The sequence below is a fragment of the Ilumatobacter sp. genome (assembly GCF_030065885.1).
Taxonomy (GTDB): Bacteria; Actinomycetota; Acidimicrobiia; order Acidimicrobiales; family Ilumatobacteraceae; genus Ilumatobacter.
The window spans coordinates 18,322-32,434 of sequence record NZ_JASJCS010000055.1 but is presented as its reverse complement, the minus strand read 5'-3'; the positions used below and the strand labels follow the sequence as shown (position 1 = coordinate 32,434).

General features: G+C 70.9%; 13 protein-coding genes. 8 read left to right on the top strand and 5 right to left on the bottom strand.

What is annotated here, in order from left to right:
- The 3 genes from QNJ12_RS12870 to QNJ12_RS12860 all read left to right on the top strand — a co-directional run.
- Positions 1 to 410, top strand: a 410-nt coding sequence (locus QNJ12_RS12870; RefSeq protein ID WP_300623059.1) for a hypothetical protein, incomplete at its 5' end; no start/stop codon positions are given.
- Positions 407 to 1,393: an SDR family oxidoreductase gene (locus QNJ12_RS12865; protein ID WP_300623058.1), complete on the top strand. Its 987-nt coding sequence runs from the start codon at positions 407 to 409 to the stop codon at positions 1,391 to 1,393. The genes QNJ12_RS12870 and QNJ12_RS12865, both read left to right, overlap by 4 nt.
- A 48-nt stretch (positions 1,394 to 1,441) precedes the next feature.
- Positions 1,442 to 1,822 (top strand): VOC family protein, encoded by a 381-nt coding sequence (locus tag QNJ12_RS12860; RefSeq protein ID WP_300623057.1) that lies wholly within the window; start codon positions 1,442 to 1,444, stop codon positions 1,820 to 1,822.
- Positions 1,823 to 1,924: 102 nt separating this feature from the next.
- On the opposite strand, the gene QNJ12_RS12855 is transcribed toward QNJ12_RS12860, so the two are convergent.
- The 4 genes from QNJ12_RS12855 to QNJ12_RS12840 all read right to left on the bottom strand — a co-directional run bounded on the left by QNJ12_RS12855 (position 1,925) and on the right by QNJ12_RS12840 (position 6,980).
- Positions 1,925 to 2,371 (bottom strand): helix-turn-helix domain-containing protein, encoded by a 447-nt coding sequence (locus QNJ12_RS12855; protein WP_300623056.1) that lies wholly within the window; start codon positions 2,369 to 2,371, stop codon positions 1,925 to 1,927.
- Complete coding sequence (locus QNJ12_RS12850) at positions 2,368 to 4,665, bottom strand: molybdopterin-dependent oxidoreductase (protein WP_300623055.1); 2,298 nt, start codon at positions 4,663 to 4,665, stop codon at positions 2,368 to 2,370. The genes QNJ12_RS12855 and QNJ12_RS12850 overlap by 4 nt, the downstream gene beginning before the upstream one ends.
- A 249-nt stretch (positions 4,666 to 4,914) precedes the next feature.
- The gene (locus QNJ12_RS12845; RefSeq protein ID WP_300623054.1) at positions 4,915 to 6,015 is read right to left on the bottom strand and encodes a hypothetical protein; all 1,101 of its coding nucleotides are present in this window, start codon (positions 6,013 to 6,015) and stop codon (positions 4,915 to 4,917) included.
- 29 nt (positions 6,016 to 6,044) lie between these two features.
- A complete protein-coding gene (locus QNJ12_RS12840) occupies positions 6,045 to 6,980 on the bottom strand; it encodes a nitrilase-related carbon-nitrogen hydrolase (protein WP_300623053.1) in 936 nt (311 codons plus the stop codon).
- Positions 6,981 to 7,166: 186 nt separating this feature from the next.
- Between QNJ12_RS12840 and QNJ12_RS12835 the strand changes: the two genes are divergently transcribed.
- The 4 genes from QNJ12_RS12835 to QNJ12_RS12820 all read left to right on the top strand — a co-directional run bounded on the left by QNJ12_RS12835 (position 7,167) and on the right by QNJ12_RS12820 (position 12,153).
- Positions 7,167 to 9,320, top strand: coding sequence for a thiamine pyrophosphate-dependent enzyme (locus QNJ12_RS12835; RefSeq protein ID WP_367281790.1), 2,154 nt, complete (start codon positions 7,167 to 7,169; stop codon positions 9,318 to 9,320).
- 124 nt (positions 9,321 to 9,444) lie between these two features.
- A complete protein-coding gene (locus QNJ12_RS12830; protein WP_367281789.1) occupies positions 9,445 to 10,986 on the top strand; it encodes an acyl-CoA carboxylase subunit beta in 1,542 nt (513 codons plus the stop codon).
- 4 nt (positions 10,987 to 10,990) lie between these two features.
- Positions 10,991 to 11,449, top strand: a complete 459-nt coding sequence (locus QNJ12_RS12825) for an RDD family protein (RefSeq protein WP_300623050.1) — start codon at positions 10,991 to 10,993, stop codon at positions 11,447 to 11,449.
- A gap of 116 nt (positions 11,450 to 11,565) precedes the next feature.
- Positions 11,566 to 12,153, top strand: coding sequence for an NAD(P)H-dependent oxidoreductase (locus QNJ12_RS12820; RefSeq protein ID WP_300623049.1), 588 nt, complete (start codon positions 11,566 to 11,568; stop codon positions 12,151 to 12,153).
- 15 nt (positions 12,154 to 12,168) lie between these two features.
- On the opposite strand, the gene QNJ12_RS12815 is transcribed toward QNJ12_RS12820, so the two are convergent.
- Entirely contained in the window at positions 12,169 to 12,870 is a 702-nt protein-coding gene (locus QNJ12_RS12815; protein ID WP_300623048.1) for a DUF2889 domain-containing protein, read from the bottom strand.
- Between the two features lie 243 nt (positions 12,871 to 13,113).
- Here QNJ12_RS12815 and QNJ12_RS12810 point away from each other — a divergent pair, with 243 nt between their 5' ends.
- Positions 13,114 to 13,995, top strand: coding sequence for a hypothetical protein (locus QNJ12_RS12810; RefSeq protein WP_300623047.1), 882 nt, complete (start codon positions 13,114 to 13,116; stop codon positions 13,993 to 13,995).
- The last annotated feature ends 118 nt before the right edge of the window (positions 13,996 to 14,113 follow it).

The window sequence follows — 14,113 nt, the reverse complement described above, 5'->3', positions numbered from 1 at the left end:
CTCACATCGTCGGCCTGCTCCCCGGCGAGGCGTCGGTGTTCCGCACCGTCGGTGGGCGCGTCACCGACGCCGTGATCGAGCAGCTCGGCATGGTCGCCGGTCTCGCCAAGCTGCTCGCCGGTGACGAGGCCGAGCTCGATGTCGCGCTGATCCACCACACGAGCTGTGGCGCCTCGCTCTTCGGTGACCACGGGGTGCAGCAGCGCCTCGCCGCCACGGCCGGGACGTCGCCGGAGAAGGTCGCGACCCTGGCGATCGCCGACCCCGTCGACACGGTCCGCGGCGACCTCGACCGCCTCCGGGACTCGGTGCTGCCGGCGCGGCTCCGGGTGTCGGGGTACGTCTACGACGTCGCCACCGGCGTGCTGGAGCCGGTCGAAGACACCCGCGTCCTGCGGTCGACCGCATGACCGGACCGGTGCTGGTGGTCGGTGCGACCGGCCACGTCGGCTCGCAGGTCGCGACGGCGGTGGCGCGCACCGGACGACCGGTGCGCGCCCTCGTCCGATCGGCCGACGCCAGGATCAGCGGTGCCGACGATCTGCCCATCGACTACGTCGTCGGGGACCTCACCGACGAGGCATCGATCGACCGGGCGGTCCGCGGCGCCGAGGCGGTCGTGTCGACGGCGAACGCCATCATCCCGAGCGGACGCACCGTCGGACCGAGTCGACTCAACCAGCTCGGCGCCGACGTCCTCGTCGCTGCCGCCGTGCGCCATGACGTACGTCGCTTCGTGCAGTCGTCGGTGCCGACCCACGACTGGGGCGATCGGCACGTGCCGGAGCTGCGCGGCAAGCGAGCGATCGAAGCGGCGCTGGCCGCGTCGCCGCTCGACTACACCGTCGTGCGGAACCCGGCCTTCACCGATGTGTGGCTGGTGATGTGCGGCTGTCTCGCCGCCCGGAACCGGGATCCCCACGCAACGACGAGCCGTCCGTACGGGTTCATGCAGACCTGGCAGCGGCTGACGGGCGATCTCGTGACGCGACGCGGCCGGCTGCTCGCCCCCGGTGGCCCCGCTCACGGCGCAGCGTTCGTGACGACGCGCGACGTCGCGTTCGGTATTGCCGCTGCCGTTGCCTCGCCGGACGTGGCACGGGCGACCATCGAGTTCGGCGGCCCGGAGTGGCTGACCTGGACCGACGTCGCCGCGCTGCTCGAGGAGCGGCTGGGTCGCGACGTGACGCCGACGTCCATGCCGGCGTGGCTCGCGAACGTCGGCAGGGTGGCGACGAAGCCGTTCTCTCGATCCGCCGCGAACGTGTTGGCCCTCACCACGTTCGTGGCCAAGTACCAACCGCACTGGGAGCGCGCCGCGATCGTCGACCAGCTCGGCCTGCCGCCGCAGCAGACGGTCGCCGAGTACCTCGACGACCACCTCTGCACCTGATGCGCGGCGCCGGATCTGGCGGTCGACTCGATGTCCTACGGTGTGGCGATGATCAACGGCTTCCACACGATCATCTACTCGGACGATCCGGAGGCGACTCGGGCCTTCTTCCGCCACGTGCTCGAGTGGCCGGCGGTCGACGTCGGCGGTGGCTGGCTGATCTTCAAGACCCGGCCGAGCGAGCTCGGCGTCCACCCGACGCAGGGGCCCGATGGCGAGCAGTGGGGCGCCATTCCCACCCACCGGTCGTCGCTGATGTGCGACGACATCGCGGCGACCGTCGACGAGCTGCGCGCCAAGGGTGTCGACGTCACCGGCGAGATCGTCGACGAGGGGTTCGGGTTGACCACCACGATCGCCGTGCCCGGCGCCGGTGAGATGATGCTCTACGAGCCGCGCCACGCCCTCGCCTACGAGCTCGACGACTGATCTGATCGGGATCGCCCCGCGGCTGAGCCGGCTCCCGACACGCCGTGCCGGACCCGGCACAGCGGCGTCGACGCTCGATCGCCGGGCGTCGACCGTCGTGCGTCAGCGGCGGAGGCGCACCCTGGTGCTCGCCAGGTCGAGGGGTTCGCCGGTGGTGGCGTCGACCATGGCCGCCCGGATCGGTTGGCCGGTGCGCTTGTCGATCAGTTCGATCTGCGCGCCCGACGACTCGGCGAACATCCAGTCGTCGCCGAACTGCCACATCGCGACGACGACCTCCCACAGCGCCCGACCCTTGTCGGTGAGCCGGTACTCGAAGCGGTCGGGATGCTCGGCGTACTGCACCCGCTCGACCACCTGCTCGGCCTCGAGTCGCTTCAGACGCTGCGACAGGGTGGCGCGACTGATGTCGAGCCGTTCCTGGATGTCGTTGAACCGCCGGCGACCGAGCAACAGCTCGCGCAGCACGATCGGCGTCCACCAGTCGCCGAGCAGGTCGGTCGTGCGGGCGACCGGGCAGTGCGCCCGATCGAAGCGGGTGCGCCTCACCGGGCCACCGCCTCGAGGCGGGCCGGCACGTGCTTGTGCCACGGTGTGCCCGCGATCTTGTCCCGCCAATCGGTCGTGGTCAGCTCGTTCGGCGCGACCCCGGTGAGCTCGGGATCCCCGCCCGCGGGCGCATACGACAGGCCGAGACCGTTCGGGAGCGCGACGTGGCCGTCCATCATCGTGTCGGTGACCTCGGCCACCGCGACGGCGGTGCCACCCGGAGTCGTGATGCGGACGCGATCGCCGTCGCGGACGCCGATCGAGGCAGCGTCGGCGGGTGACAGCCGGAGGGCGCCCTCGGCGTCGCGCTTGCGCCATGCCGGGTCGCGCATGATCGTGTTGGCGGTGAACGAGCGGCGTTCGCCGGCCGACAGCACGAACGGGAACTCGTCGGACGTGTACTCCGGCATCTCGTCGACGAGCGCGCGGATGTCGTCGAACAACTCGGGGATCGCGAGCTGGATCTTCTGGTCGGGCGTCTTCAGCAGGGTCCACGAGTCGGCGTGCTCGTGCCGGGTGAACACGACGCCGTTCGGGTTCGAGACCAACTCGCGCCAGAGCGCTGCGCCGAGCTCGGTGCCCTCACCTTCGAACCCGGCGCTTCGGACGGCGTCGGGATACCGCATCGCCACCTGGTGAGCCGAGAACCACAGCGCCGCGGCGCCCTCCATGCCGGCGGGCAGCGTGCGGCCGAGGGTCTCGTAGAGGACGATCGCGCCGATGCCGGCGACGTTCGGGTCGCTCATGGCAGCCTCCATGAACGCCTGCGAGAAGGCCTCTTCGCCGTCGTCGGCGGCGGCCCGCAGGCCCTCGATGTCGATGTCGTCGAGCAGGCCGAGCTCGCGGACCAGCCGGGTGTGGATCTCGGGTTCGGGCAGGGTGCCCGCGAGCGGTTCGAGGACCGGTGGGCGCAGGCACGCCCAGTTGTCGGGGAACCCGACGCCGAAGAAGGTGGTCTCGACCTTCTCGTACTGCGACGCGGCCGGCAGGACGTAGTCGGCCTGCTCGGCGGTCTCGGTCATCGTGATGTCGATCACGACGGTGAATTCGCACTTGCGCATGGCTCGGCGGAACTTGTCGGACTCGGCGAGCGAGTGAACGGGGTTGCCGCTCTCGATCAGCATCGCCCGGACCCGGTCGGGGTGATCGCTCAGCACGCCGTCGGCCAGCTCGTTGCAGGGCGTGAGACCCGAGATGACGGGGCCACCGGTGACGGGATCGGTCGGCTCGTTGCCCGAGGCGCCGTAGCTGAACAACGGCACGAGCGACGAGTGCGCGCTCATGCCGCCCGGTTCGCCGTAGGCGCCGACGAGCACCCAGATCGCTCGCTGGAGGTACGAGACGAGCGTCGAGTTCGGCGCCATCTCGATGCCGAGGTCTTCGTACACCGCCACGCTGCTGGCCCCGGCCAGCCGCCGGGCGACGGCGCGGATGACCGCCTCGTCGATGCCGCAGCGCTCGGCGAGATCGGCGATCGGGAGACCGCGGAAGAGCGCCATCGTCTCCTCCGCGCCGGTGGTGTTGGCGGCGAGCCACGCCGTGTCGGCGAGGCCCTCGTCGACGAGCGCGCCGGCGATCGCCGCCAGCAGGTACGCGTCGCCGCCCGGCTTGACCGCCAGCCAGTGGTCGGCGAGGTCGGCGGTCTCGGTGCGACGCGGGTCGATGACGATCATCGTGCGCGACTCGTCGGCCGCGATCTCCTTGAGCACGCGGCGGGCCTGGTCGAAGCCGTGCGAGTGCCACGGGTTCTTGCCGAGGAAGACCGCCACCTCGGCGTCGGCGAAGTGGCCGTGGGTGTGGGTGCCGAACATGCGGCCCTCGACCCACGCCTCGCCGGTCTTCTCCTGGGCGAGCGCGTTCGACCGCCGGGTGATGCCGAGCGCCCGGCGGGTCGCAGCGCCGTACGCCCCGCCGAGGTGGTTCCCCTGCCCGCCGCCGCCGTAGTAGAGGATCTTGTCGCCGCCGTGGCGGTCGACGACGCCCCGGAAGCCGTCGGCCACTTCACGGATGGCGGTGTCCCAGTCGACCTCGACGTAGCTGCCGTCGGGCAGGCGCTTCATCGGCGCCGTCAGCCGACCCTGCATGTTCTGGTAGTGGTCGAGCCGGAGTGCCTTCTCGCACGTGTAGCCCTGCGAGCCGACGTGGGCCTTGTTCCCGCGGATCCGGGCGAACCGGCGGCCGTCGAGGCGGACCTCGACGCCGCAGTTGGCCGAGCAGAGGATGCAGGCGGTCTGGTGCCACTCGTCGGCGGCGGTAGTCGTCGTCTGCTCGCGGCGCTCCTGCAAGTCGGTCATGATCGGCTCCCGTTCGAGTTCGGAGGGTGGGTTCGATCGTTGAACCTAGTCGCACGACGATGTGTCCGACGAGGCGAAGGGCCGGCAACCGTTCTGCCTTCTCGACGCGAAGCGACCCGTGTCACCGGCCGACCGCGTCGCGCCGCGGAGGTGGGCCGAGCCCGGAGGGCTCGCAGCGCCGAAGCGGGAGCGGAGGCGGCGAGCTCGGAAGGCGCAGCCGATCCGGCATTGCCGACCGGCGGAGCCCGTTCAACCCCCCGTCACGAAGCTCCCCTCGAAGACGCGGTCGCCGGGCGGGAGGGCGATGTCGACCGACCGCGCCGCGACGATCTCGTGCGTGATGCTCTGGGTCGTCGAACCGAACGCAATCGTGCTGTCGACACGCCGGATCTCGTCGCCGCCCGTCACGTAGACCGTGAACGCGATCGGCGTCGATGCCGACGGACTGGGGGCGTCGACGGGTCCGAGCGCGTACGGGGCCCACGACGGGATCGCATCGGCCGGCAGGGTGACGCGGAACTCGCGTGCGCGCCCGCGCCCGCCGGGCAACTCGACCACCTGCGCGGTGTCGTCGACGGTCGCGGCGCCGATCGAGTCGAGCCGCACCGGCCCGAGCAACAGGGGTTCGGCGAAGGCGCGCATGTCGGTCAAGCCGGCCGAGGCGGCGAGCAGATCGTTGGCGTACCGCTCCCACCGGCTCGGCGGCGACCCTTCCACCGCGAGGCCGATGTAGGTGAAGCCGTCCGGGACGTCGATGATCAGGTGCTGGACGACGGGCTCGCTCCGGCCGGCCGTCAGACGCTGTCTCACCTCGTAGCGGTCGTTGACGGGGTCGCGCTCGACCTCGACGTCGGTCGTGAAGCCGTCGCGCCCCACCACCAGACTCGTCGTCGCCACGCGGGGGAGGTCGTTGCCCGCCGAGCCGAGCGCCACCGCGAGGTTGAAGCCGTCGATCTCCTCGCTGCTCAGGCCGACGACCGGGGGGAACGCCGGCGTGGTCGCGCGCGCCGCGTCGACGAGCACGGTGCTCGACGTCGTGCCGGGCGCACCGACCGCCGGTGCCGGCAGCGTGTCCTGGCCGCCGAGCGGCGGGGCAGACGCCGGCGCGGTCGCGGCGCCGGTCGTGGTCGGCACCGGTGGGGCGCCGGCCGGGTCGTCGTCGGCGGCGGCGATGATGAGTGCGGCGACGATCACCCCGAGCGCCACGCCGGCGAGCGACGCGAGCGCAGTGGTCCGACGCCAATCGACCGGCGGTGGTGGGCCGGTCGCATCCGCCGAGGCCTGCTGCTGTCCGGTGAGGGGGACTTCGAAGTGATCGACCCGTTGCTCGACCGCGAGCTCGATCGGCATCGCCTCGCCATCGCTGCGGCCGTCACGCCTCACGGCGCGTTCCGTGGCGGTGCCGACAGACGCGTGTACACCTCGGGCCGGCGGTAGCGGTCCATGTCGAACAGCGTGTTCTTGTACTGCCGGCACCAGTCGAGGTCGCAGTCAGCGGTGATCAGCTCGTCGCCGTCGGTCGTCGCGCTGGCCAGGATCTCACCGGACGGCGCGATGATCGACGACTCGGCCAGCGAGGGCACACCCTCCTCGGTGCCTCCCTTGGCGACACCGATGACGAACGTGCCGTTCTGGTAGGCGCCGGACTGCATCACGAGGGCGTTGTGGAAGCCCTGGAGCGGATCCTGTGACGGGTCGGGTGCGTAGTGGAGCGGCGTGTTGTAGCCGCAGAGGATCATCTCGACGCCCTGCATGCCCATCTCGCGGTACGACTCCGGCCAGCGACGGTCGTTGCAGATCATCATCCCGACCCGCCCGCCGAACGCGTCCCACACGTGGAAGCCCTCGGGAGAGGGCTCGAAGTAGTAGCGCTCGAGGTGCTGGAACGGCCGATCGGGCTCGTGGCCCTCGTGGCCGGGGATGTGGACCTTCTTGAACGTGCCGACGATCGAGCCGTCGCGCTCGACCAGCGTCTGGACGTTCCACCGCCGGATCGCGTCGCCGACCGGGTCGTGCTCGAGCAACGCGTAGCCGAGGCAGAAGCCGATGCCGAGCCGCTGCGCCTCGTCGAACAGGGGCTGCGTCGCCTCGTTCGGCATGTGGGTCTCGTACCAGTGGTCGGCGGTGGCGATGTCGTCGACGAACCAGCGCGGGAAGAACGTCGTGAGCGCCAGCTCGGGGTACACGACGAGGCGGCAGCCGTCGTCGGCTGCCGCCTGCAAAAGCGACACCAGCCGAGCGACGACCTCCTCCCGGGAGTGATGCCGCTCGATCGGTCCCAGCTGTGCAGCACCGACCCGGACGATCCTCGACATGTCGCACAGTCTGGCGCACGCGCCGACGGCGGTCGTGCCCGCGCCCGGCATCCGGACCGTGTCGGCGGGGCCCGACGGCGGCAGGCCGCCGGACCAGGGTGCGCGAGGCAGGTGCCGCGTACCATGCCGCGCGTGGCGACGCTGCCCGACGACCTGCACGACCTCGAACGGTCGCTGCTCGACGCGATCGCCGCGGCACCCGCCGAGGGCGAGCCGGTGGACGTGGCGGGCGTGCCGCTCGAGGACATCTTCGTCGCGCAGGTGCAGAGCCGCGCCCTCGATCACACGGCCCGTTGGCTGAGGGCGCGGGGGCACGGCTACTACACGATCGGCTCGGCCGGGCACGAGAGCAACGCGGCTGTTGCCGCCGCGCTGCGCCTCACCGATCCGGCGTTGCTGCACTATCGATCGGGCGGCTTCTACTGCGCGCGGGCGTTGCAGCGCCCGGGCCACGACGCCGTCCGCGACGTGCTCATGGGCAAGCTCGCACTCGCCGCCGAGCCGATCGCCGGCGGCCGGCACAAGGTGTTCGGCCACCGCGAGCTCAACGTGATCCCGCAGACCTCGACGATCGCATCACACCTCCCGCGGGCGGTCGGCGTCGCGCTAGCGATCGGACGGGCCCGTCGGCTCGGGGTCCGCCTCGAGTGGCCGCTCGACGCGGTGGCGGTGTGCTCGTTCGGCGATGCGAGCGCCAACCACTCGACTGCCCAGGGGGCGATCAACGCGGCGTGCTACTCGGCCCACAACCGGCTCCCCGTGCCGCTGCTGTTCGTCTGCGAGGACAACGGGTGGGGGATCAGCGTGCCCACCCCGACGGGCTGGGTCGAGGCGTCGCTGGCCAACCGCCCGGACCTGCGCTACCAGCGCGTCGACGGCACCGACCCCGTGGCCGTGTACCGGACGACGCTCGAGCTCGCCGACGAGATCCGGCGCACCGGTCGCCCGGCGCTCCTGCACCTCAGAACCGTGCGGTACCTCGGTCATGCCGGCACCGACGTCGAATCGGGGTACCGCTCGGCGGCCTCGATCCGCCGCGACCTGGCCCGCGACCCGATCGCGGCGACCGCGACGGCACTGATCGAGACCGGGCGGCGTACCGCCGAGGACCTGATCGCGCACGTGCTCGCCGCTCGCGCCGAGGTCCGCACGATCGCGCTCGACCTCGTCGAGCACCCGACGCTGGCGACCCGCGACGAGGTGATCGAGCCGTTGTCGCCGCGGCGGCCCGACGTGGTTCGCTCGGCTGCATCGCAGCCGGCGCCGCCCGCGGCACGCACGTCGGGCTTCGGTGAGCGGCTGCCGGAGGACGAGGGCCCGCTGACCTTGGCCGAGTCGATCAACCGGGCCCTGACCGACGTGCTGGCGGCCACCAAGAACACCCTCGTGTTCGGTGAGGACGTCGGCGTCAAGGGTGGCGTCTACGGCGTCACCCGCGGGCTGCAGCGACGGTTCGGCGCCGCCCGGGTGTTCGACTCGTTGCTCGACGAGCACGCGATCCTGGGCCTCGCCCTCGGTGCCGGTGTGAGCGGCTTCGTGCCGATCCCCGAGATCCAGTACCTCGCGTACCTGCACAACGCGGAGGACCAGCTCCGCGGCGAAGGTGCCAGCCTGTCGTTCTTCTCGAACGGCCAGTACCGCAACCCGATGGTGGTCCGGATCGCCGGCTACGCCTACCAGCGCGGCTTCGGTGGCCACTTCCACAACGACAATGCGATCGGTGTGCTGCGAGACATCCCGGGCCTGGTGATCGCCTCGCCCGCACACCCGTCCGACGCGGCGCCGATGTTGCGGACGTGCGTCGCCGCAGCGGCGCTCGACGGGACGGTGTCGGTGTTCCTCGAACCGATCGCGCTGTACCACACGCGCGACCTGCACGAGGAGGGCGACGGCGTCTGGACCGCGCCGTACGCGGCGCCCGAGCGCTGGGCCGACGAGCACGTGCCGGTGGGAGCAGGGCGGCTGGTCCGCGACGGCGACGACGTGCTCATCGTCACCTGGGCGAACGGGTTGGCGATGTCGCTCCGCGCCGCGAAGCGACTCGCCGGCAGCGGCATCTCGTGCCGCGTGTACGACCTGCGCTGGCTGGCGCCGATGCCGCTCGACGACGTCGTCGAGCACGCCGAGGCACTCGGGAAGGTGCTGGTGGTCGACGAGACGCGCCATTCGGGTGGTGCCGGCGAGGGCATCGTCGCCGGCCTCGTCGAACGCGGTTTCGGGGGGTCGGTCGCCCGGGTGGCCGCCGACGACTCGTTCGTCCCGCTCGGGGAGGCCGCCAACCTCGTGCTCGTCGACGTCGAGACGATCGTCGAGGCCGCGACCGAACTGGCGCATCGGTGAGAGCTGCCGTGGCCGTGGTGGCGGCCGGGCCGGTGACTGCCGTGCCGGGCGTCGCTCCCGTCCGACCGGTGGGCAGTTCCAAGGTCGGAGGGTACGGCACTAGCGTGGCGCCGTGACCAGTGGCATGCAGGAGAAGATCGCCGACCTCCACCGACGGCGCGAGGAGGCGTACCACGCCGGTTCCGAGCGGTCGGTCGAGCGGCAGCACGCCAAGGGCAAGATGCTCGCCCGCGAACGCATCGAGTACTTCCTCGACCCCGACAGCTTCCACGAGCTCGACCTGCTCGCCCGGCACCGCGCCCACGAGGCCGGCCTCGAGGAGCGGCCGTACACCGACGGCGTCATCACCGGGTGGGGCACGGTCGACGGCCGCAAGGTCTTCGTGTTCAGCCAGGACTTCACCGTGTTCGGCGGGGCACTGGGCGAGGTCTTCGCCGAGAAGATCCACAAGCTGATGGATCTCGCCCTCAAGACCGGTGCGCCGCTCGTCGGCCTCAACGACGGCGCCGGCGCCCGCATCCAGGAGGGCGTCGTCAGCCTCGCCAGCTACGGCGGCATCTTCCGTCGCAACGTGCAGTCGTCGGGCGTGATCCCGCAGATCTCGGTGATCCTCGGACCGTGCGCCGGTGGTGCCGTGTACTCGCCGGCGATGACCGACTTCATCTTCATGGTCCGCGAGTCGTCGCACATGTTCATCACCGGCCCCGACGTCGTGAAGACGGTCACCGGCGAGGAGGTCACGCTGGAAGAGCTCGGCGGCGCGATGTCGCACGCGTCGAAGTCGGGTGTCGCGACGTTCGTCGCCGACGACGAGAAGGCGTGCCTCGACGACGTGCGGTTCCTGCTGTCGTTCCTGCCGTCGAACAACCTCGAGCATCCGCCCGTCGACGACCTCGGCGACGACCCCGACCGGCGCTGCCCCGAGCTCAGCGAGATCCTGCCCGACAGCCCGAACCTGCCGTACGACATGCACAAGGTCATCCAGGCCACCGTCGACGACGGCGAGTTCTTCGAGTACTTCCCGCACTGGGCGAAGTCGATCGTGTGCGGGTTCGCTCGAGTCGACGGCCATCCGGTCGGTGTCGTGGGCAACCAGCCGATGGTGCTCGCCGGCGTGCTCGACATCGAGTCGGCCGAGAAGGCGGCGCGGTTCGTGCGCACGTGCGACGCGTTCAACATCCCGATCCTGACCTTCGTCGACGTGCCCGGTTTCCTGCCCGGCGTCGACCAGGAGTACGGCGGCATCATCCGGCACGGCGCCAAGCTGCTGTACGCCTACTGCGAGGCCTCCGTGCCGCGCATCTCGATCATCACCCGCAAGGCGTACGGCGGTGCCTACGTCGTCATGGACTCGAAGTCGATCGGGTCCGACCTCTCGTTCGCGTGGCCGTCGGCCGAGCTGGCGGTCATGGGTCCGCAGGGCGCCGTCGAGATCGTCTACCGCCGCGAGCTCCAGCAGGCGGCCGACCCGACCTCGCGCCGCGCCGAGCTCGTCGAGGAGTACACCGAGCGGTACGCCAACCCCTACGCAGCCGCCGAGCGCGGCTTCGTCGATGACGTGATCGACCCGGCCGACACCCGGCGCAAGGTCGTCGCGGGGCTGCGGCTCCTGCGCTCGAAGCGCGAGGAGCTGCCCCAGCGCAAGCACGGCAACGTCCCGCTCTGATCCTGTGCGGTACGCGGGATGGGGGTGCCGGGCCGGCGCCGTGCTGATCGACGGGCTGCTCGCGATCCCTTTCTTGATCCCGACGATCGTCGTCCTCGTGGTGGGGCCGACAGAGGCCGAGACGTGCACGATCGAGGGTGAGCCCGGGCTGTGCGACGTCCCGACCGCCGGGACGATCGGCGTCGCGTTCGTGCTGGCTGCCGTCGGTCTGCTCGTCTACCTGGCGATCTACTGCCGGCGTGTGGGCCGCACCGGCCAGAGCTGGGGGATGGGTGCCGCCGGCTACCGCGTCGTCGACGCTCGGACGGGTCAGCCGATCGGCACCGGCCGGTCGGTGGCCCGGTGGTTCGCCCGTGTGGTGAGCGCGCTGCCCTGCTACCTCGGCTTCCTCTGGCCGCTCTGGGACGAGGAGCGCCGGACCTTCCACGACATGATCGTCGGGACGCGTGCCGTGCGCGCCTGACCCAGCGACGAGATGTGCCAGGCACATCTCGTCACTCGAGGTCGTGTGATCGACGTCACGGTGTCCGGTTGATGAAGAAAGTTGCGATCGCAAGTATTCCCCATAGAGTCATCCTCATGACAACCATCCTCCGCATCGACTCCTCCGCTCGCCACGACGGCTCCGCCAGCCGCGAGCTGGCCGGCCGCCTGATCGAACGCTTCGGCGACGACGTGACCGTCGTCGAACGCGACCTCGCCGCCGGCGTGCCGCTCCTCAGCGAGTCGACGCTCGGCGCGATGTGGACGCCGGCCGAGCAGCGCACCGCCGTACAGAACGCCGAGCTGGCGATCGCCGACGTCTTCATCTCCGAGCTGATGGCGGCCGACGCCGTCGTGATCGGACTGCCGATCTACAACTTCGGTCCACCGGCCGCGATGAAGGCCTGGGCCGACCTCGTTGCCCGCGCCGGCACCACGTTCACCTACACCGAGAACGGACCGCAGGGGCTCGTGCCCTCGAAGCCGGTCTACCTGGTCGTGGCGTCGGGTGGCGTGCCCGTCGGCTCGCCGATGGACCTCGCATCGACGTGGCTGCAGACGTTCCTCGGGTTCCTCGGGCTCACCGACGTGACGGTGATCGCCGCCGACCAGCTGAACGTCGACCCCGAGCAGGCGATCGAGACCGCCCGGTCCAACGTCGACGCCGTCCCGCTCGCCGCCTGAGCGTTACAGAGGGTGTCAGACACCCTCTGTAACGCTTGGGCATTCAGGTGGACGCCGGGCGGCTGGTCCGGCCGATTCGTCGAGGCCGAGCCGCTCGAGGCGGTCCCGCAAGAACACCGGCACGCTGTGTCCGACCTGTCCGGACTCGAGGCGCTCGACCTCCTCGCCGTCCTCGGCCCACATGTGGCAGGAGCCGATGTTCATCCGCCAGGTCTGATCGTCGGCACTGGGAGCCGGGCTGTCGGAGCTACCGGCCTGGCGGGCCGCGGCGGCGCGCATCGACCAGAAGCACTGCACCGCGACCGGGGCCATCGCCTGCAACAGCGCCGTGGTGTGGGTGCACCCACGCGGGCCGCCGAAGAGCTCGCGCACCCGGTGGGTGTAGCCGCGCGCGATCGAGATGCCGACCAGGTTCCGGTAGTGCTCGGTGATGGTGGGGCAGTTGTCCATCGGGTGCATCTCGAACGCCACCGCCACGTCGACGATCTCGAGATGCGGGAACGAGATCTCCATGTCGACCTGCATGTGGTGGATCGTCAGCGGGTCGGGATCGTCCGCGAGGTAGAGCCCCGGCGGCTTCTGGTCTCGGACCGCGCCCCGGATGAGCACCCGGTCGGCGGCCTTGCGGTACGCCCGCACCCGGTACTCGCGGTCGTGCAGGATCGCCATCTCCCCGGGGTCGTCGGCGAGGATCGAGTTGGTGTCGAACAGGTCCACCCTGCGATGTAAGCAGTGCGGGCGCTCGGCGCCGCAGCCGTGCTCACCCGTCGTCGCACGTGCTTGAGACCTCGAGGACCCGGCCAGGAGGCAGACCCACTCCCTCCGCGGGCCGAGCGGGCGCGCCGGCCGTCGCAGCGCGAGTTCGCGTTGGTCGCCGCGACGGATCCTCAGGACGAGTCCCTGCCCCCACCCCTTGCGCGACCAGCGGCGAAGGCGCACGCTGAGGGTGGAGGACGCACCGTGGATCGACTCTCCGCGACGATGCGACGCTCTGGTCGGGCTCGTTGGCCCGTGCTGATCGGTGTGGCGCTGTGGGTCGCCGCATGTGGCGGCGACGACTCCTCGGCCGAGGTGCGCTACGAGGTGACACGCGAGGTGGTCTCGCACGAGACCACGCAGGACATCCTGGTGTTCGCTCCCGACGCCGAGGGGTCGTGGCCGGTCGTCTTCGCCCTGCACGGTCTCGACGGGAGTGGCGAGGACATGGCCGAGACCTCGCAACGCCTTGCCGAGCGAGGGTTCGCCGTGTTCGCCCTGACCTATCGCACAGACTTCGGCACCGAGCAAGGGGCCATCGACTCACTTCGCGATCTCGTGTGCGGCGGTTGGTATGTCGGCACGATCGCAGGTGATCACGGGGGCGACCTCGACCAGCCGGTGACCATGCTCGGCTGGTCGTTGGGGGCGGGCCGCGTGCTCGAGGGCGGTCTGAACACCGGGGTCGTCGACACCACTGGTCTGTTCTCGCCCTGCTCCACCGAGTTGGCGCGAGTCGACGTGATCGTGGCCGTCGCAGGCTGTCACTACGAGTTCGGCGACGCCGAGTTCGACTTCGACCCGTCCGGGTGGTCCAACAAGGACGCGACGATCGTCATGGCGGTCGGCGACGACGACACGCTCTGCGCCCCCTGGCAGACCGAGCAGGCCGGCGACGAGCTGCGCTCGCTGGGCTACGACGTCGACGTCGTCGTGTTCGACGACGCGGACCACTTCTTGCCGTTCTTCGTCGACTTCGTCGACGGCGAGTTGGTCCCCGACGCCGATCATCCTGCAGGAGACCGCCTCGTCGAGATCGTGGTCGACGCGGTCGACGCCGTCGCCGCCGAGGCCGAGACGTCGTGATCGTCGCCCGCGAGGGGCGTGTCGGGAGCGGAGAGGTCACACCGGCCCGGTTCCGCTGCGGCCGGCTCGCCCCGCGCCGCCGGGCGGCGCTGCCAGCGCGTCTGCGATCGGCGCGGAC